The sequence below is a fragment of the Streptomyces sp. NPDC087844 genome (genome assembly GCF_044742785.1).
Classification (GTDB): Bacteria; Actinomycetota; Actinomycetes; order Streptomycetales; family Streptomycetaceae; genus Streptomyces.
In genome coordinates this window covers 88,582-106,726 of sequence record NZ_JBIUVD010000018.1, presented here as the reverse complement: position 1 = coordinate 106,726, position 18,145 = coordinate 88,582, and the positions used below count along the sequence as shown (strand labels likewise).

Here is an 18,145-nt window from a genome sequence, read left to right as displayed (position 1 = left end):
TACTGAAGGCGCTCGAAAGCCCTTACTGCTCGTTCTGGACCGTCGTCAACCACCGAACCAAGCGCCAGGAACTGACCGAAAGTCATGTCCCGTGCAATGAAGACGGCGGCTCTCCGCCCCGTCCTCCACGCTGATCACTCCTTCTCCTGGGCTGACTCGTCCTCGAACATCTCCTCGGTGAGCAGTGGGGCGTTGACTGCGATCCGTACGACGAGCGGCATGTCGACCGGTTCGAACAGTTCGTCAGCGCCTCCCTGGAGAGTCCCGGAGGGCCGTTGGCCCAAGGGCGTGGCTGGCCCGGGAGCTTGGCTGGAGAAGGGTGTTGGCCACTACTCCAACGTCGCCGACATCAAGGGAGGGGTGATCCTCCTCGACTGCGAGGCGAACAGGTCCAGTCCGACCGCAACGCGGTATCGCCACTACGGCCCCATGAGGACCAACTGACATGCTCGACAGGGAAGAGGCCGAGCGCAGGGCCGCGGAGTTTCTCACCGTCGAAGGCAGTCCTGGGGTCCGTCCTCCCGCGTCCGGATCATTCCCGAGTACCGCTTCTTCGACGGAGGGAGGCAGTTCACCGCTCTCTACGACCATGTCGACTTCCTCGACCACGATCAGGAGGACATTGGTGGTCAGGTTTCTTCTTGCTGCAGGTATCCGCCTGGTGGCCGACCGGTGGCCAACTGAACCAACTGCGCAAACGACGTGCATTGACTTGTATCTCGTGCTGAAGCGCGAGGATTCTGGCCTTCTCGACTTGTTGCTGTGCCGCTACGCGGCACGGGCTTGGGTCGGGGATCCGTGACTTCCTGTTTCTTCGCGCTGAGCCGGGATTGCTCCTGGTCTTACCGGCGCTCCGCAGGCCGATACCGCCAGTCCGGCGGCCGTCTTCACATTTTTTGCGGCATTGTGGTCCCGGTCGTGGACCGCGCCGCAGGCGGCACACGTCCACTCCCGGATGTTCAGGGGCTTGGGCCCGTCTTTGACGCCGCAGGTGGAGCAGGTCTGACTGGTCGGCTCGAACCGGCCGATCCTCACCAGAGTCCGCCCGTACCGCTCCGCCTTGTATTCCAGCATGTTCACGAACGAGGCCCATCCGGCGTCGTGGACGGACTTGGCCAGCCTGGTGCGCGCCAGTCCCGCCACCGCCAGGTCCTCCACAGCGATCCCTTGGTTCTCGGAGATCAGCTTCGTGGAGAGCTGGTGGTGGAACTCGTGGCGGGCGTCGGCGACCTGGGCGTGGGCGCGGGCGACCTTGAGCCGGGCTTTTTCGCGGTTCCTGGACCCCTTCTGTTTGCGGGACAGTTCCCGCTGGGCCTTCTTCAGTTTCTTCTCCGCGCGGCGCAGGAACCGCGGCGAGTCGATCTTCGTGCCGTCGGACAGGACCGCGATGGGGGTCCCCCCGGACGAAGTCTGGGGGAGGGTGAGGCCCAGGTCGATGCCGATGGTGCGGTCGGTGTCGGGCATCCGGGCCGCGTCGGCGGCGGGGTCGGTGTCGATGACGAAGGAGGCGAAGAACCTGCCGGCCGCATCTTTGATGACGGTGACCGAGGTGGGGGTGGTGGGCAGGGTGCGGGACCACTTCACCTTCACCGCCCCGATCTTCGGCAGGTTCAGCCGCCCGCTGCCGGTGATCTTCCAGCGGGCGTTCGCGGTGAACCGGATCGACTGGCGGGTGTCCTTGCGGGACTTGAAGCGGGGCGCACCGGTCCTTGGCCCCTTGCGGGTGCCCCTGAGGGAAGCGAAGTAGTTGCGGTACGCGGTCTCGGCGTCGCGCAGGGACTGCTGCAGGACGACCGCGGAGACCTCGCCCAGCCAGGAGCGTGCGGTGGTCTGCTTCGCCTGGGTGATCAGGTGGGTGGACAGCTCGGCGGCCGTCGGGAACGGCTTTCCCGCCTTGCGGGCGTCCTCGCGGGCGCGTACCGCGTCGTTGAACACGACGCGGGCGCACCCGAACGCCTGCGCCAACGCGGCGCGCTGGCCGGTGTCCGGGTACAGCCTGAGGGCGTACCTGAGCTGCATGCCGATCACACTAGACAGGTCGAACGCACACCGTCATGACGGAACATTCGTACGAACCCGCACCGCTCCGGCAGCAAAGTCCGGCTCCGCGGGAAGGACACCGCGACGCTCCGCGTCGCGACCATCAGATTCGCTTCACCACCGGGCTGAAGCCCGATGCACTGCGAATGAATCCGGTAGCGGAGGCCCGGGACTGCCGACGGGGGATGTAGACGCGGCTCACGCGGGTGTGCAACCGGGATCTAATGGTTCGTGAGGTGTCCAGGGACCGGGCGGAGGTCGGCGAGCGCGTAAAAGTCGTTCTCCCGTAGGCCAATCCGCGGGTTGACGTGGTGCAGGAGCCCGGGACTTTGGTGGCGGGCGGTCACGTACGTCTGATCCAGCTCGCTCTGCTCGTCCTCCACCCAGGCGAATGGACGGCCGTCTGGGTAGGACCAGTTGGTGGTCGAAGCGTTCTTCGACGTCATCTGCTGGTGTCCCGCCTCGTAGAGCCGGACCGACGTCCTGTCCGCGACTGGCGGAAGGCCCTATGAGGCCAGTGTCGCCAGCGCCGGGCCGAAGGCGATCAGCAACGGGACCAGCGGAGCCAGTGCGGCGGCCGTCGTGGTGCTTCTGCGGTGGGATCGGGTGAGGCGGGGCGGCGGGTCCAGGAGGCGTTCCACGCGTTGGTGGAGCAGGGGCCTGGGGGTGGCGCAGGAGAGCACGCCCCGGTGCTGGTTCAGCTCGATGAGGGCCAGCGCGGTCGTGAGGTGGCCGCAGCGGCGCGAGGCGGTGTCGTCGGCGGAGAGTTCGACGAGGCGGTGCGTCTGGTCGCGGAAGTCACGGAAGACCGGGATGCCCGGGAAGCCGCCGGCCAGTGCCTGGGAGAGATGCAGGAGCCAGTCGTGGCGGGCGCGGGCGTGGCCGAGTTCGTGGGCCTGGATGGCGTCCAGCTGGTGGTCGGTGAGGCGGTGCAGGGCGCCCGTGGTGACGACGAGCTGGGACGGGTTGCCCGGCATCCACCAGGCGTCCGGATACTCGTCCTCCAGTACGAGGAGTGGGCCGCGGGAGGTCGGCAGGCCGGCCGGCAGCTCGGGGGCCCGTTCACGCAGGTGCTCGCGGCGCAGGCGGCTGCGCCTGCGGGCCTCCGTCACCTCGCGGGCGAGCATCGCCGTGGTCCAGGCGGCGCCACCGGCCAGCAGCAGCGTCAGCGCGGTGGTCCAGGGCGGGGCAGCGGCCAGGTCGTACGCCGCGGTGACGGAGGGCGGCGCGGGCGCGAAGACATGGGCGCGGACCGTGTGGAAGACGGCGGATGCGCTCAGCACGAGCGACGACAGACAGCACAGCAGGACCGTGGCGACCAGGCACTGCCACACCCACAGCGCGAGTACGGGCTCCCGCTCGGGCCAGGAAGCGCCGGTCAGGACGCGGGGCGCCACCACCGCGGTACTCAGGGCGACGGCCGCCATCAGCATGAGGGAGACGGTTACGGTCATGTCGTGGGCCCCTTCTTCCCCTCGGTCCTGCGGCTCCTGCGGCTCCTGCGGCTCCTGCGGCTCCTGCGGCTCCGGCGTGTCCTGCGTGTCCCGCCGAATCTGCCGGTCGTCCCGTAGTCCTCTGGTCTTGTGGTCATGCGGGTCATGCGGGTCATGCGGGTCATGCGGGTCATGGACACGCTACCGGTCGTCGGGCTCCCGAGCACCCAGCGAAGTGACGGCCGCAGCTCACACCCGTACCGCACGGGGAGCGCAAGCAAGCCGGAACGCGCCGCGACACCCTTACGAAGTCGCGTACTTGAGGAGTCCGCAGCGTGAACGGCTAGCATCGTCCTCTGGTTGTCCGACGAGGTCGAGATCGGGGTGGGCGTCGTGTCGGTGGGACCGCGGATCGCGGTGGCCGTGGTGACGATGGGGACGCGGCCCGCAGAGGTCGACGCGCTGCTCGCGTCGGTGGCCAAGCAGGACGTCGCCCCCGAGCGGATCGTGATCGTCGGGAACGGCTGTCCGCTGCCGGAGTTCGCCGAGCGGCTGGGCCTGCCCGGTGAGGTCACCGCCATCGAGGTCGACGAGAACCTCGGCTGCCCGGGCGGCCGCAACGTCGCACTGCGGCGCCTGCGGGAGTTCGGGGACGTGGACGTCGTCGTCGAACTGGACGACGACGGGCTGCTCGTCGACCCCGATGTCCTGCGGACGGTACGGGACCTGTACGCCGTCGAGCCGCGCCTGGGCATCGTCGGTTTCCGCATCGCCGACGAGAACGGCGAGACCCAGCGGCGCCACGTACCCAGGCTCGGCGCCAAGGACCCCATGCGCGGCGGCGAGGTGACCTGTTTCCTCGGCGGTGGCCACGCCCTCTCCATGGAGATGCTCGCGCAGACGGGGGACTGGCCCGCCGAGTTCTTCTTCGCGCACGAGGAGACCGACCTGGCGTGGCGGGCCGCCGACGCCGGCTGGACCATCCGGTACGAGCCCCAGCTGCTGCTCCAGCATCCGAAGACATCACCCGCCCGGCACGCCATCTACTACCGCGTCACCGCGCGCAACCGCGTCTGGCTGGTCAGGCGTCGGCTGCCCCTTCCACTGATCCCCGTCCACCTGGCGGTCTGGATCGCGCTGACCCTCGTACGGACGCGGTCCGTCGGTGGGCTGCGGGCGTGGTTCGGCGGTTTCGTGGAAGGGCTGAGGGCGTCGGCCGGGGAGCGTCGGCCGATGCGCTGGAGGACCGTGTGGCGGCTTACGCGGCTGGGGCGGCCGCCCGTCATCTGAGGGGCGGGGAGGGCGGGAGGTGCGCCCGATTCCTTCGTTTTTGCCCGGTACGCGGGTGTCTCACGCGTATTCCGCGGACTTTCGGACCCGGCCGCGACGGCGACACTCCCCCGAGTCGCGGCGACCTGCGACGCCTACCGCGTACCGGAGCGACCGGATCCGATGCGGTGATCAAATCAGGCCACGCCAACCGATCGCTAACATGGGACGAACGGTGCGGCGAGGCACGGAGTTTCGCCCGAGGGTCGGCGGAGCGTCGGATTCCGGCCGCCCGACGCCGCCTAGGAAGGGGCGTACAGGTGGGCGGCGGGACACGCGGGACACGTGGGACACGGTCGGAGCGGGAAGCCGGTCTGCCCAGCATGTCCACGTTCACGTCCACGGCTTCGTCCACATCCACGGCCTGGTCCACGGCTTCGGCTTCGGCTTCGTTCCCTTTGCCCGGGGTCCCGCCTCTTCCGCATGCCTCGGACGTCGTGCCCGCTCCGGACACCTCGCTCGACGCTTCCGCCGCGGGCCCGTGCCGGTTGCGCTTCGGGCTGCTCGGGCCCACGGTCGTGTACGACGCCGACGGCGCACCCCGGCCGGTCAGCAGCGCCAAGGGGCGCGTCCTGCTCACCGCTCTGCTCCTGGAGCCGGGGCGGGTCGTCTCCGTGCACACGCTCAAGGACGCGTTGTGGGGCGGGTTTCCGCCCGCGTCCGCGCACGCCTCGCTGCAGAATCATGTGACCCGTCTGCGGCGGCTCCTGGACGACCCGGACCGCCTGCGGTCGGTGGCCCCCGGCTATCAGTTGCGGTTGTCTGAGGGTGAGTTGGACGTCGAGGTCTTCGAGGCCCGGGGCGTGGCCGCCCGCGCGGCACACGCACGGCGCGACTGGGCGAGGGCTTCGGCCGAGGCCGTGGCGGCGCTCGCGCTGTGGCGCGGTACCCCGTTGGACGGCTGGTCCCCGGAGGTCGGAGGGATCTCCCTCGTGCAACGGCTGGAGGAGACAAGGCTGGTCGCGCTGGAGTGCCGTTACGACGCCGAACTGGAGCTCGGTCGGGGAGCGGCCGACCGGGGTGTACGGCTCTCCGGGCTCGCTCCCGAACTGGCCGCGTTGGTCGCCGGGTTCCCTCTGCGTGAGGCCTTCCACCGGCAGTTGATGCTGGTCCTGTACCGGACGGGCCGTCAGGCGGAGGCGCTGGCCGTCCACCGCGAGCTGCGCGGCAGGCTCGTCCGCGAACTAGGTGTGGAGCCGGGCAGCGCGGTGCGGGAAGCCCATCTGGAGATTCTGCGGGAGCCGGGGGGTGGGCCTCCTGGCGGCGAGGCCGCGGTGACCACCACCCGTTTCCGGGCGCGGACCGACGAAGGGGCTGCCGACGAAGGGGCTGCCGGTGAATGGACCGACGGAGGTGTACGGACCGACGGAGGTGTACGGACCGACGGAGGTGTACGGACCGACGGAGGTGTACGGACCGAGACGGAGGTGTACGGACCCGACGGCGGCGTACGGTTCGCCGGCGTGCGGGCTGCCGGCGAGTCCAGCTCCCGGGGGACCGCCCCGCCCCTGCGGCCTGCCACCACCACCATCCTGGCGGAGACGTTCGCCACAGGGCCGTTTCCGGCTCCGGCTCCGGCTCCGGCTCCGGTACGGGCTCCGTTTCCGTTTCCGTTTCCGGTTCCGGCTATTCCCGCGCAGGCTCCCCGGGCCTCCCGGGCTGTCACCGCCACCGCCACCGCCATTGCCACCGCCATCGCCACCGCAGTTCCGAGGCCCGCCCAACTTCCCCCTGTCCCTGTCCACTTCACCGGCCGTGAGGCAAGCGTTCAGGCGCTGCGCACCGCGCTCCTCCCCGCTGGGGACGGCCGCCCCCGGGTCGCCGTCGTCAGCGGTATGGCGGGGGTCGGGAAGAGTGCGCTGGGCGTCCGGGTGGCGCACGGGCTGCGGACGGAGTTCCCCGACGGCCAGCTGTACGTACGCCTGCACGGGGCGACGCCGGGCGTGCCGCCGCTCACCGTCGGGCAGGCCCTCGCCGCACTGCTCCGCGACCTCGGTGCGGAACCGCGAGACGTACCCGAACACCCGGACGCGGCAAGCGCGTTGCTGCGCTCGCTGCTGGCACCCACCCGCACCCTGCTCGTGCTGGATGATGTCGCGAACGCCGCCCAGGTCCGCCACCTGCTGCCCGCGGGCCCCGGGTGCGCGGTGATCGTCACCAGCCGTTCGCCCCTCACCGCGCTGGACGGCGCGACGCGCTTTCCGCTCGCGCCGCTCTCCGACGAGGAGAGCGCCGAGCTGCTGCGCGCCGTCTCGGGAAGGGACGGCCTCGACGGTACGCACCCACTCGTCGGTCTCACCGGACGGCTGCCCCTCGCGCTGCGGATCGTCGCCGCGCGGCTGGCCGCCCGGCACGTTCTCTCGCCGGACGCGCTGGCCCGTCAACTGGCCGCCAGCGACGAACGGTTGCACCATCTGGAGTACGACGACCTGAGTGTGCGCCGCTCGCTCGCGGTCGCCCTCGACGCGCTGCGCGTCTCGGACCGCGAGGCCGACCGGGACGCCGCGCTCGCCCTGCGCCGGATCGGCGCGCTCGACCTGCCGACGTACGGGATTCCGCTGCTGGCACGGCTGCTGGCCACCGGTGAGCGGCGCGCTGAGGCCGCTCTCGACCGCCTCGTCGACGTCGCCCTCCTCGACGAGAGCACGTACGGTCGCTACGCCCCCCACGACCTCGTACGGGATTTCGCCCGCGAGGTCTCCCGGGAGGTCTCCCGCGAGGGTGCCGCCGATTTCGCCCGCGCGGCGGGGGCGGGGTCCGGTACCCCGGACTCGCCGGACTCGCCGGACTCGCCGGACTCGCCGGACTCGCCGGACCCGGTCCCGGTCCCGACGGGCCATGCGGGCCATGCGGGCCCGTACGACCCATGCGCCCTGTACGACCCGACCGACACAGCCCTCCGTTGGTACATCGCCTCCGCCCGCCAATGCGTGCTGGCCCTGACCCCCTCCGGAGTCGACCGGGACAACCGGCTCGATGTGACCGTCGCCGAGAGGGAGCGCGCGGCCACTGATGGAGCCGGGGCCCTGCCCCCGCCGTTCGGTTCGGCCGCCGAGGCCGTCGCTTGGGGAGACCGGGAGGTGGCGAACGTCGTCGCGCTCGTCGAAGGGCGGGCCGCCGCCTCCCCGCTCGTCCCCGTCCTCGTCCGCGCCCTCTTTCCGTATCTGCAGCGCCGCGGCCGGCTCCGCGAGCTGGCGACGCTCGGGCGGCGGGCGCTGGACGTGGCTCGGCGCCTCGGTGACGAAGCCGCCGAGGCGATCGCGCTCTCCGACCTGGCGGGCCTGCACTTCATGCAGGGCCGGGCCGGCGAGGCGCTCGTCCTGACCGATCAGGCGCTCGCGCGCTGGCGCGGTCTCGGCGTCCTGCGGCGCGTCCAGCGCTGTCTGAACAACCGGGGCCTGCTGCTCGAAAGTCTGGGCCGGTACACCGAGTGCGAGACCGCCCTGCGGGAAAGCCTCGAACTGGCACGGCAGGCGGGCGACGCGGACGGCGAGGCCGTCGTCTACAGCAACCTCGGCAACCTGTACGAGCACAGCGACCCGCGCGCCGCCATCGAGTGGCACGAGAGGAGCCTCGCGCTCGGGGAAGTCATGGGCGACTTACGAGTCCGCGAGTCGGGGCACTGCAACATCGGGTACGCCCACCTCACGCTCGGCGAACCGGCCGGTGCGCTGGAGCAATTCGACCGTGCTCTGAGCATCTCGGACGGGGTCGACTGGCAGAGCGGTTCGCAGACCCGTCTGGGCCTGGTGCGCGCCCTGCGCGACCTCGACCGCTCGGAGCGGGCCGCCCGGGAGTGCGCTCTGCTGCTGGAGCGGGCCGAGCGGCGCGCCGACCGCTACACCGCGGGTCTCGCCCGGCACCAGCAGGGACTGCTCCTCCGGTCGGCAGGCCGTGCGGAGGAGGCGTACGAGCAGTGGGAACTGGCCCTCGACGATCTCGACGGCACCGACAGCCCGGTGGTCGAGGAGCTGAGGGATCTGCTCCTGAGCCGCATCGGCTGACCAACTGACCAACTGACCAACTGACCACCTGGCACCGGGCACCGGACACCGGGCTCACGGCGCTCACGGTCCTCACGGCGCTCACGGTCCTCACGGCGCTGACGGTGCTCCCGATGCCCACGGTGCTCACGGTGCTCACTTCGCGTCCGCGTAGCACTTCACCACCGCCGTGGTGAACGGGAACCGCACCGGCGTTTCCCCGAACGTCAGCCGTCCCGCCTCCGCCGCCGCCCCCCGGATGGCCTCGACCACCGCGTCGGCCTCCTCCTCCGGGCAATGCACCATCACCTCGTCGTGCTGGAAGAAGACCAGCTCGGCGGCCATGTCCCGGCAGCTGCGCCGAAGCCCGGCGAGCACGAGAAGGGTCCAGTCGGCGGCGCTGCCCTGCACCACGAAGTTACGGGCGAAGCGGCCCCGGGCACGGGAGTTGCTGGACGCGTAACCGGGCACCCAGTCCTGGACGCTCCCGGCGTCGGCACCCTCATCCGGACCGCCCGGACCGCCCGGACCGCCCGGACCGCCCGGACCGCCCGGACTGCCCGAACCACCGGCCTCCTCGCTGTCCGGAATACCCGCCTCCTCGCCCGAGGAGTCCGACCCCGCCGCGGGTGGGCAGGTGCGGCCCAGCCAGGTCCGTACGAGCCGGCCCTCCTCGCCCGCGCGGGCCGCGTCGTCCACGTATGCCACCGCCCTGGGGAAGCGGCGGCGCAGCAGCGCGAGGTTCTTGAGGCCGTCGCCCGACGTCTGGCCGTAGATGGCGCCGAGGACGGCGAGCTTCGCCTGGGCGCGGTCGCCGGAGAAGGCCCGGTCGGAGACTGCCTGGTAGAGATCGCTCTCGCGGCCCGCGACCTCCATCAGACCGGGGTCGCGGGAGATCGCGGCCAGTACCCGCGGCTCCATCTGGTCGGCGTCCGCGACGACGAGTCGCCAGCCGGGGTCGGCGACCGCGGCCCTGCGGATGACCTTGGGGATCTGCAGCGCGCCGCCGCCGTTGGTCACCCAGCGGCCGGTGACGGTGCCGCCCGCCTGGTACTCCGGTCTGAACCGCCCGTCCCGCACCCAGTCCTGGAGCCACGACCAGCCGTGGGCGACCCAGATCCGGTACAGCTTCTTGTACTCGACCAGGGGCTTCACCGCCGGGTGGTCGATGGCCTCGATCTCCCAACGCCGCGTGGACCTCACCTTGATCCCGGCCTGCGCAAAGGCCTTGACGACATCGGCGGGCAGGTCGGGCCGGACCCGGCGGCCGAACGCGGCCGACACCTCTTCCGTCAGCTCGGCCAGCCGCCGTGGCTCACCGCCGCCCGCGTACCGTTCGCCGAGCAGTTCGTGCAGTACCTCCCGGTGCACGTCGGCGCTCCACGGCAGCCCTGTCTCGTTCATCTCGGCCGCCACGAGCATGCCCGCCGACTCGGAGGCCGTGAGCAGCCGCATCCGCCCGGGCCGCGCGGTCGCGTCGTGTCTTCGCTGCTGGTCCCCGTACACCTCGATGAGCTGGGCCAGCGGTACGTGGACGGGGCGCGGCTCGAAGAGGGAGGACTGCGAGCCGGGCTCGGCGGAACGCTGCGCAGGGTCGGGCGGTACGGGGCCGCCGCGCAGCCTGGCCAGGGCGGCTGCGGCCGAACGGGGCTCGCCGAGCCGTCCCTCGTGGCCGAGGAGGAGGGTCTCGGCGGCCTCCAGGTCGTAACACCGCTCGACCCGGACGCCCTCGGCGCGCAGCCGTGGGTAGACCTCCGCCGTCGCCCGCCAGACCCAGCGGGTGACGTCCGGCCGGGAGCGGACGGATTCGGCGAGGTCCGGTTCCCGCAGGAGCGGTCCGGCGGGCAGCCCGTCGGGGCCGAGGGGGGCGAGCTCGGCGCCGCCGTCCTCGGCCGGCACGAGAGCCCACCGTCCGGTCATGACGTGAGTCTCGCAGGAGGGTCTGACAATCCGGCCTCGCCGCGGCTCACCGCCCCTCACCGCCGCTCGCCGCCGGAACTGCCGGAACTGCCGGAACCGCCGGAGAGGCCAGGATCTACCGGAGGGGCTGGGGTCTACCGGAGGGGCCGGGGTCTACCGGAGGGGCCGGGGTCTACCGGAGGGGACCGGGGGCTACTGGAGGGGACCGGGGGCTACTGGAGGGGCTGCTTCAGCTGCTCCAGTGACTTCGCGATGTCCGCCTCGGTCGCCGTCTTGGTGACGCCGAGTCCGCTCAGCAGGCCCGTACCGGCCTCGTGCTCCAGCAGGGCGAGAAGGATGTGCTCCGTGCCGATGTAGTTGTGGCCCAGGCGCAGGGCCTCGCGGAAGGTGAGTTCGAGGGCCTTCTTGGCGCCGGCGTCGAAGGGGACGAGCGCGGGCATGGTCTCCGCGCGCGGTGGGAGGCAGGCGCTGGCGGCCTCGCGTACGGCGTCCAGGGTGACGCCCTGCGCGGTGATCGCCTTCGCCCCGAGGCTCTCCGGTTCGGCGATCAGGCCGAGGAGCAGGTGCTCGGTGCGGATCTGGTCGTTGCCCGCGGTCCTGGCCTCTTCCTGGGAGGCCACCACCACGTTCCTGGCGCGTGCCGTGTAACGGCTGAAGCCCTGGCTCGGGTCGAGGTCCGACTCGGCCTTCGGTACGAACCGCTTCTGGGCCGCCTGCCGGGTGACCCCCATGCTCCTGCCGATGTCCGTCCAGGAGGCGCCCGAACGCCGGGCCTGGTCCACGAAGTGCCCGATCAGATGGTCGGCCACGTCGCCGAGGTGGTCCGCGGCGATCACCGCGTCCTGGAGCTGGTCGAGGGCGTCTTCGTGGACCTTCTTGATGGCCTCGATGAGGTCGTCGAGGCGTACGGAAGTCGTGCCGCGTGGATTCGTGGTCATGTGTCAACCGTAGGTTGACGATCTGAGAGTGTCAACCTCGTGTTGACACTGCATTCCTGGATGACCACCATGGGCTGTCCCGGCCCGTGTCCCGGCCCGTCCGGCTACTTCGGGGACGCCACGAGCAGACGTACGGCCAGCCCCGTGAAGACCGTGCCGCTGAAGATGTTGAGCGCCCGGGCGACCCGGCGGCTGCGCCGCAGCAGGTCGGAGAGGCGGCCGGAGAGCGCCCCCACCGACGCGTCGAAGGCGAAGCCCATGACCACGATGGTGACGCCGAGGACGAGGAACTGGCCCATCACATGGCCGAGTCCGGGGTTCACGAACTGCGGCAGGAACGCCACGTTGAAGAGGATCACCTTGGGGTTGAGCAGGTTGGTGACCGCCCCCTGCCAGAAGGCCCGCCGCCGGCCCGGACCGACGGCGGTGCCCTCCTCGACCGGTACCGAGCGGTCCCGGAACGCCTTGACCGCGAGGTACAGGAGGTAGACCGCACCGACCCAGCGCAGTAGGTGGTACAGCGTCGGCAGCGCCGTGAACAGGGCGGAGAGGCCCAGCATCGCGGCGACCGAGTGCACGAGCATCGCCGTGGCGACACCCGCCGCGGCCATCACCCCCGTGACCGGCCCGCCCCTCCCTCCCATCGCCACGATGAACATCATGTCGGGGCCGGGGCTCACCACGAGCGCGAGCGCGGCAACCAGGAACGCCGCGTACAGAGAGGTGTCGACCATAGGGGCATGTTCGGGCCCGTCCGCCACCGGGTCGAGCGTTTTTCACCCACTGAGACGCCCGCTTCCGTATCCGGGCCCGGCGCGGGTCTCCCGGCGGTCACCCGGCCCCCCGGCCCCCCCATGACACGATCGACGAATGAGTAGTACGTCCTCCACGGTGGAGCGCGCCTTCGCGGCCGCCCTCTACGCCGACTCCGACACGGCCCTCGACACCGGCGCCTCCCTGCTCGCCGCCGACCCCGGTTCCGACACCGAACTCGCCCGTCGCGGCGAGGAGTTCGTCGCGGCGGCCTGGCGGCGCGGCTGGCAGCCCGCGGACGTCGTACGGATCGTGCGGCGCGAGCTGGACGACGTGCACGAACGCCTGGCGGCGGAGCTGGTCCTCGCCGAGGCCGCCCGGGACCGTACGCCCCGAGGCCCACGCTGGACGGCACAACTGGACGAGCTGCGGTCCGGACCGCCCGACCGCTCCGACCGCTCGGATCGCTCGGATCGCTTGGACCGCTCCGACCGATCGGGCGGTCCGGACCGCCTGGACCGTTTCCAGTACGCGACCACCGCCCTGGAGCTGTACCGCCTGCTGCTGCGCCTGCCCTCCCTGGAGCCGCTGGACGCCCATGTACCCCGCGCGCCCGGCGTCGGCTCCGCCAAGCGGGACACCCGCGTGCTCACCCGTATCCGTGCGCTCCTCGCCAAGGCGGAGGCGACCGGGTTCCCTGAGGAGGCGGAGGCGCTGAGCGCCAAGGCGCAGGAGCTGATGGCGCGGCACAGCATCGACGAGGCCCTGCTCGCGGCGCGTACACACGCCAAGGACGCGCCCGGCGCCTGCCGGATCGGCGTCGATCCGCCGTACGAGACCGCCAAGGCCGTGCTCCTCGACGCGGTGGCCGGCGCCAACCGCTGCCGAGCGGTGTGGAACGAGGCCCTCGGCTTCTCCACCGTCGTCGGCTTCGAACCCGACCTGGAGGCGGTCGAACTCCTCCACACCTCGCTCCTCGTGCAGGCCACGGCCGCGATGACGAAGGCGGAGGCGGCCCAGCGCGCGGGCGGCAGGAAGCGTACGAAGTCCTTCCGGCAGTCCTTCCTCGCCGCGTACGCGCATCGCATCGGCGACCGGCTGGCCGACGCGGCCGACGTGGCCGAGGGACAGGTGACCGCCACGGAGGGGGAGACGGCCGCCACGGCGGGGGAGTTGCTGCCGGTCCTCGCCGCGCGCGACGTCGCGGTCACGGACGAGACGGAGCGCATGTTCCCGGACACCGTCACGACCCGGATGCGCGGGGTGAACGACGCGGCCGGCTGGCAGGAGGGAGCCGCGGCGGCGGACCGCGCCCAGGTCAGGGCACGCCCGCCGCTGCGCAGGCCCTGATCCGCCCCGTCAGGGGCGCGGGGGAACCGTGCGACCGGCCCCCACCGGCCCGCGGATCATCCCCAGGCTCGCAGCGGAGCGTTCAGTCCCCCGTCCGCTGCAGCGGAGTCACCGACGCGTCCGGCTCGCTGCCGCCCGCGCTCCGCAGCGCCACCTCGCCGTACTTCCAGGCGAAGGACAGCTCGCCGTCGGCTCCGGGCAGCCCGAACTTCACGGTCGTCACGGCGGCGGCCTTTTCGGCGTCACCTGCGGGCCCTCGTACGTACGTGATCGTGAAGCCGACCGTCTCGTCCTTCTTCACGGTCAGCTTCTGCGCCTCCGCGGACTTCTCCGGAGCGACGGACAGAGCGGTGCCGCCAACGTCCAGGCCGACGGTGGGGAAGCCCTTCAGTGTGCAGTCGGCTCCGGAGCCGTTCGTGAGGGTGACGGAGACGGTTCCGGTGTCGCCCGCGGCCGGGGCCTCGCTGGCGACGACCTCCTGAGCGAACTTGTCGGCCGCGCAGACGGTGGAGGAACTCGACGAACCGCTCTTCTCGCTGCTGGTCTTCTTGTCACCGCCGCCACCGTCACGGCCGCAGGCGGTCAGGGTCAGGGTGAGTGTCGCCGCGAGGGCGGTGACGGCGATCGGCAGGGTGCGCATGGATGTCCTCTGACCTCAGGATGCTGATGCTGATGCTGATGCTGATGTTGGTACTGGTACTGGTACTGGTACTGGTACGGGCACGGGCACGGGCACGGGCACGGGTACGAGTCCTGGTACTGGCGATGCTGGTGATGCGGGGTGATGACGATATCCGTAGATCATCATGGATCCTCCGCCCCTCCGCCCCTCCGACCCCTCCCGTACGCTGGCTCAGTGAGCTGGCGACGAGCGCTTAAGGACACCGCGCGCTCGGGGCTCGCCGTGGAGAAGAAGCGGCTCGAACCTCTCATCGCGGTGCGCGGAGCGGCGGGGCTCGCGATCGTGATCGCGGTGAGCCTGTGGGCCTTCGGTCCGGCCGCCGCCGCGAGTTCGGCGTTCGGCGCGTTCCAGGCGGCGATCGCCACGTTCCAGCGCAGTTGGCGCCCCCGCCCCGAACTGGCCCTCGCCTCCGGTACGAGCCTCGCCGTCTCCACCTTCCTCGGCTACCTGACGGTCTCCCAGGAACCGCTCTTCCTCGCACTGCTGGTGGTGTGGACGTACGCCGCAGGGATGAGCTGGGCCGCCGGCCCGACCATCGGCCTGATCGCTTCCTCGAACGTGGCGATCATGCTCGTGACGGTCACCCTGCCGACCTCCGTCGCCCAGGCCGCGGGCCACGCCGCGATGATGATCGTGGGCGGTGTCGTCCAGGCCGCACTGATCGTGCTCTTCCCCGTACGCCGCTGGGGCGCCCATCGTGACGCGCTCGCCGACGCCCTGGCCGCCGAGGCGGACTACGCGCGCCGGCTGCGCCACGACCCCCTCGCGTCCTTCGACCCGCTGCCCCTGATGGAGGCCCGCAACGCGGCCGCCGTCACACCCCGCCAGGCCCGGCGCCGCCCCGCCGAACTGCACGGCGCCCGCGGTGTCGCCGAGCGCATCCGCCCGGTTCTCGCCTCCCTCGCCGACCCGGCGATGGGCGTACCGGCGGAGGGGCGCGCCCGCGACCGAGTCCGTGAACTGCTCGCCGCCGCCGGCGCCATCCTCGACGTGGCGGCCCACGCGATCCGCCGGGGTGAGCCCGTGACCGTCCCGGGCGCGGCCCTGGCCACCTTCCGTACCCCGGACACCGGCAGCATCCTCACCGGCCGCCCCTACCGCGCGGCGTCCCGCCTCAACACCCTCCTCCAGGACGTACTGGAAACGGCGGGCGGCAGCACACCGAAGGGCAGTGACCGGGCCCCGGCCGTCGGCGTCGCCCCGGCCGCCCCGTCCCACCGCCCCCGCAGCCGTCCCACCCTGCTCGCCCTGATCCCCACCGCGCTCAGGGCCATGCGCAAGGAACTCCGCAGGGGCTCTCCGATCACCCGGCACGCCACACGGGTGTCCGCGGTCGCCGCCGCAGGCTACGTCCTCGGCACCGCGCTGCCCTTCGGCCACGGCTACTGGGCCCCGCTGACCTCGGTCATGGTCATGCGCCCGGACTTCTCACAGACGTACAGCCGGGCGGTGGCCCGGCTCGGCGGCACCGTCGTCGGTGTGGCCGTGGCCACGGCCGTGCTGCGGCTGGCCGACCCGGGCACGTACCTCTCCGGCACCCTCGCCGTGGTGAGCGCCGCGCTCATGTACCTACTGATGCGCACTGGCCAGTTCGCGGCGCAGGGTTGCATCGCCGCGTACGTGGTCTTCCTGCTCGGCATGGGCGGCGAACAGTGGACACAGACCGTGCCCGAACGTGTCCTGCTCACCCTGCTCGGCGGACTGCTGGCGATGCTCGCGTACGCCGTCTACCCGGCGTGGGAGACACCGCGCCTGCGTACCCGCCTCGCCGACTGGCTGGCGACGCAGGGCCGTTACGCCGCCGTGGTCTTCGACGCCTACGCCGACCCGGCGCTCAGGAACGCCCCGGACGTCCGCGAGGCCCTGCTCGCCGCGCGCACCGCCCGAGCGGCCTGGCACACCGCCGTGGCCCGTGCCACCGCCGAGCCGGTCCGCCACCGGGGCCTCTCCCGGACCGCCGCGGACGACGCCGAGGACGCGCTCGCCCAGCTGGGCCGCGTCGCCATGCTCCTGGAGGCCCATCTTCCGGAACGCGGCGCGACACCGGTCCCGGCAGGCGCCGGCCTCGCCGAGGCTCTGCGCGAGTCCACTCAGCAGGGGGCGAAGGGCATCCGCGAGCGCCGGGTGCCGGGCTGGGACGCGGTACGGGCTGTCGTGGAGGCCTGGGAGGCGGAGTCGCCGGACGCGGAGGAGGTCTCCCTCGTCCCCTCCAACGACACATTCGTGGGCGGCGCGGCGCGGCTCGTCCTCGATGCCCTGACCGAGCTGTCCGAGGCCCTCGACACCGCCGTACCGCCGATGACGCTCGACGGGACGTCGGCGGGCGCGGAGCCGGTGACGAAGCCCGTGACGAAGCCGGTCACGAAGAAGTCCGGTGTCAGGAACCCAGGCTCGCCGTAGGCAGCCCGGGCGGCAGGCCCTCACCCTCGGACCTGGTGTACGTCTCCGCGCCGAAGCCGTCCCAGGTGACCTTCAGGGTGGTGGAGTCGACGGAGTCCACCATGCCCTCGGCGCGGTCCTTGTTCCCGTCGGTGCACTTCAGCGCGATCATGCTCATGCCCGAGGTCTTGTCGGCGGTGCCGCTGCAGATGGATCCGCCCGTCGAGAACAGGCCGGCCTGCTTGCCGTTGATCACCAGGGCCACGGCCTTGCCGCCCTTGGTGGTCAGCCAGTTGCCGTCCAGTTCGTCGGCCTCGGCCGTGCTGTCGCCGGAGGCGCCGCCGGTGTCGGCGTCCGCGGACTGGGTGGACGCGGCGCTCGTCGTGGACGACGGATCTTTGCCACCGTCACCTTCACCGTCACCGCCGCCGTCGCTGCTGCAGCCCGTCGTCAGGGTGAGCGCGACCGCCAGCCCTGCGGCTGCGGCCGCGGTGCGCGCGTGCTTGCGCGTGCGCGGGAAGGTCGCCGAAGTCACTGAGCCTCCAGGGGTCTGGCCGGACGGGTCCAACCGCTGCAAGTTACCAGCAGTAGGTGTATTCGTCCGTGGGGTGCGGGCGGGCGGGGGTCGCCTGCGCAGTTCCTCGCGCCCCTGGGGGGCCCACCCGGGCGGGGTGGGGTAGGGCGAGTTTGTCCGTGCGGGCCGGTGGGGGCCAGCCGCGCCGTTCCCCGCGCCCCTGAAGGGCGCCACGGCGGGGCCCGCTTGCCCAGCCCCCGGCCTGCTGCACGGGGCACGACCCGCCCCCCACCGGCCCGCCTTCAAGGGGCGCGGGAAACGGCGCGACCAACCCCCACCGGCCCGCAGCCGAAGTGCACCCCCACCGGCTGTGAACCCCCACCGGCCCGCAGCCGAAGTGAATCCCCGTCGACCACGCCCCCACTCACCAACCCCTACCAGGAAGACTTCCGCACCCCCGGCAGGAAGCCGCGGTGCGCCAGCACCCGCAGGTTCACCCGTGAGACTCCGAACGCCCGCACATACCCCCGCTGACGCCCATCCACACCGTCCCGGTTACGTACCCGCCCCGCCTCATCCCGCCCCGCCCCGCCTCGCCTCATCCCGCCCCGCCCCGCCCGTGCATTCTTCGGGCGGGGCGGGACGGGGCGGGGTTATGCCGGAACAGGAACGGCCCCGCGTGCGTCTCTTCCATTGACAGGGCGCGGAGTCGGAACGATTCGGGCTTCGCGACCGTCAAACCTGTAACCAGGAGACCACCCCCCGTGCACGTGCATCTGCCCATGCATCTGCATGTGAAGACAGCTATGATCCGGGGCAGTTGA

The 18,145-nt window shown here is 71.8% G+C and carries 12 protein-coding genes and 2 pseudogenes; 4 read left to right on the top strand and 10 right to left on the bottom strand.

From position 1 onward, the window contains the following. Window positions 1-134: 134 nt before the first annotated feature. The 4 genes and pseudogenes from ACIOKD_RS29975 to ACIOKD_RS29960 all read right to left on the bottom strand — a co-directional run bounded on the left by ACIOKD_RS29975 (window position 135) and on the right by ACIOKD_RS29960 (window position 3,494). A complete protein-coding gene (locus ACIOKD_RS29975; RefSeq protein ID WP_402090180.1) occupies window positions 135-284 on the bottom strand; it encodes a hypothetical protein in 150 nt (49 codons plus the stop codon). Between the two features lie 484 nt (window positions 285-768). Beyond that, window positions 769-2,019, bottom strand: a complete 1,251-nt coding sequence (locus ACIOKD_RS29970) for an RNA-guided endonuclease InsQ/TnpB family protein (protein ID WP_402090178.1) — start codon at window positions 2,017-2,019, stop codon at window positions 769-771. Between the two features lie 247 nt (window positions 2,020-2,266). After that, window positions 2,267-2,450, bottom strand: a pseudogene (locus tag ACIOKD_RS29965) (hypothetical protein); the annotation flags it as partial. 96 nt (window positions 2,451-2,546) lie between these two features. Continuing rightward, complete coding sequence (locus ACIOKD_RS29960; RefSeq protein WP_402090176.1) at window positions 2,547-3,494, bottom strand: M56 family metallopeptidase; 948 nt, start codon at window positions 3,492-3,494, stop codon at window positions 2,547-2,549. A gap of 357 nt (window positions 3,495-3,851) precedes the next feature. On the opposite strand from ACIOKD_RS29960, the gene ACIOKD_RS29955 reads away from it, so the two are divergent. Further along, window positions 3,852-4,763: a glycosyltransferase family 2 protein gene (locus tag ACIOKD_RS29955; protein WP_402090327.1), complete on the top strand. Its 912-nt coding sequence runs from the start codon at window positions 3,852-3,854 to the stop codon at window positions 4,761-4,763. Window positions 4,764-5,239: 476 nt separating this feature from the next. Next, window positions 5,240-8,806: a BTAD domain-containing putative transcriptional regulator gene (locus ACIOKD_RS29950; protein ID WP_402090174.1), complete on the top strand. Its 3,567-nt coding sequence runs from the start codon at window positions 5,240-5,242 to the stop codon at window positions 8,804-8,806. 135 nt (window positions 8,807-8,941) lie between these two features. Here the strand turns inward: ACIOKD_RS29950 and ACIOKD_RS29945 are convergent, their stop codons facing one another. From ACIOKD_RS29945 to ACIOKD_RS29935, 3 genes are all read right to left on the bottom strand, one after another. Then, window positions 8,942-10,705 (bottom strand): bifunctional 3'-5' exonuclease/DNA polymerase, encoded by a 1,764-nt coding sequence (locus ACIOKD_RS29945; protein WP_402090172.1) that lies wholly within the window; start codon window positions 10,703-10,705, stop codon window positions 8,942-8,944. A gap of 212 nt (window positions 10,706-10,917) precedes the next feature. Beyond that, window positions 10,918-11,643, bottom strand: coding sequence for a Clp protease N-terminal domain-containing protein (locus ACIOKD_RS29940; protein WP_402090170.1), 726 nt, complete (start codon window positions 11,641-11,643; stop codon window positions 10,918-10,920). Between the two features lie 104 nt (window positions 11,644-11,747). Next, the gene (locus ACIOKD_RS29935; RefSeq protein ID WP_402090168.1) at window positions 11,748-12,377 is read right to left on the bottom strand and encodes a LysE family translocator; all 630 of its coding nucleotides are present in this window, start codon (window positions 12,375-12,377) and stop codon (window positions 11,748-11,750) included. 136 nt (window positions 12,378-12,513) lie between these two features. On the opposite strand from ACIOKD_RS29935, the gene ACIOKD_RS29930 reads away from it, so the two are divergent. Next, window positions 12,514-13,746, top strand: coding sequence for a DUF2786 domain-containing protein (locus ACIOKD_RS29930; RefSeq protein ID WP_402090166.1), 1,233 nt, complete (start codon window positions 12,514-12,516; stop codon window positions 13,744-13,746). Between the two features lie 82 nt (window positions 13,747-13,828). Here ACIOKD_RS29930 and ACIOKD_RS29925 read toward each other — a convergent pair whose 3' ends face one another. Beyond that, on the bottom strand, window positions 13,829-14,386 hold the full coding sequence (locus ACIOKD_RS29925; RefSeq protein WP_402090164.1) for a DUF4232 domain-containing protein: 558 nt from the start codon (window positions 14,384-14,386) through the stop codon (window positions 13,829-13,831). A gap of 216 nt (window positions 14,387-14,602) precedes the next feature. Between ACIOKD_RS29925 and ACIOKD_RS29920 the strand changes: the two genes are divergently transcribed. After that, entirely contained in the window at window positions 14,603-16,828 is a 2,226-nt protein-coding gene (locus ACIOKD_RS29920) for an FUSC family protein (RefSeq protein ID WP_402090162.1), read from the top strand. On the opposite strand, the gene ACIOKD_RS29915 is transcribed toward ACIOKD_RS29920, so the two are convergent. Further along, window positions 16,806-17,342, bottom strand: coding sequence for a hypothetical protein (locus ACIOKD_RS29915; protein ID WP_402090160.1), 537 nt, complete (start codon window positions 17,340-17,342; stop codon window positions 16,806-16,808). The two genes, ACIOKD_RS29920 and ACIOKD_RS29915, sit on opposite strands and share 23 nt — an antisense overlap. A gap of 413 nt (window positions 17,343-17,755) precedes the next feature. Further along, window positions 17,756-17,887: pseudogene (locus ACIOKD_RS29910) on the bottom strand (30S ribosomal protein S14); the annotation flags it as partial. Between the last annotated feature and the right edge of the window lie 258 nt (window positions 17,888-18,145).

Excerpts from the sequence above, each read along its gene's own strand:
- ACIOKD_RS29970 (WP_402090178.1), bottom strand. The coding sequence starts at position 2,019 with ATGCAGCTCAGGTACGCCCTCAGGCTGTACCCGGACACCGGCCAGCGC.
- ACIOKD_RS29930 (WP_402090166.1), top strand. The coding sequence starts at position 12,514 with ATGAGTAGTACGTCCTCCACGGTGGAGCGCGCCTTCGCGGCCGCCCTC.
- ACIOKD_RS29960 (WP_402090176.1), bottom strand. The coding sequence starts at position 3,494 with ATGACCGTAACCGTCTCCCTCATGCTGATGGCGGCCGTCGCCCTGAGT.
- ACIOKD_RS29925 (WP_402090164.1), bottom strand. The coding sequence starts at position 14,386 with ATGCGCACCCTGCCGATCGCCGTCACCGCCCTCGCGGCGACACTCACC.
- ACIOKD_RS29935 (WP_402090168.1), bottom strand. The coding sequence starts at position 12,377 with ATGGTCGACACCTCTCTGTACGCGGCGTTCCTGGTTGCCGCGCTCGCG.
- ACIOKD_RS29945 (WP_402090172.1), bottom strand. The coding sequence starts at position 10,705 with ATGACCGGACGGTGGGCTCTCGTGCCGGCCGAGGACGGCGGCGCCGAG.
- ACIOKD_RS29940 (WP_402090170.1), bottom strand. The coding sequence starts at position 11,643 with ATGACCACGAATCCACGCGGCACGACTTCCGTACGCCTCGACGACCTC.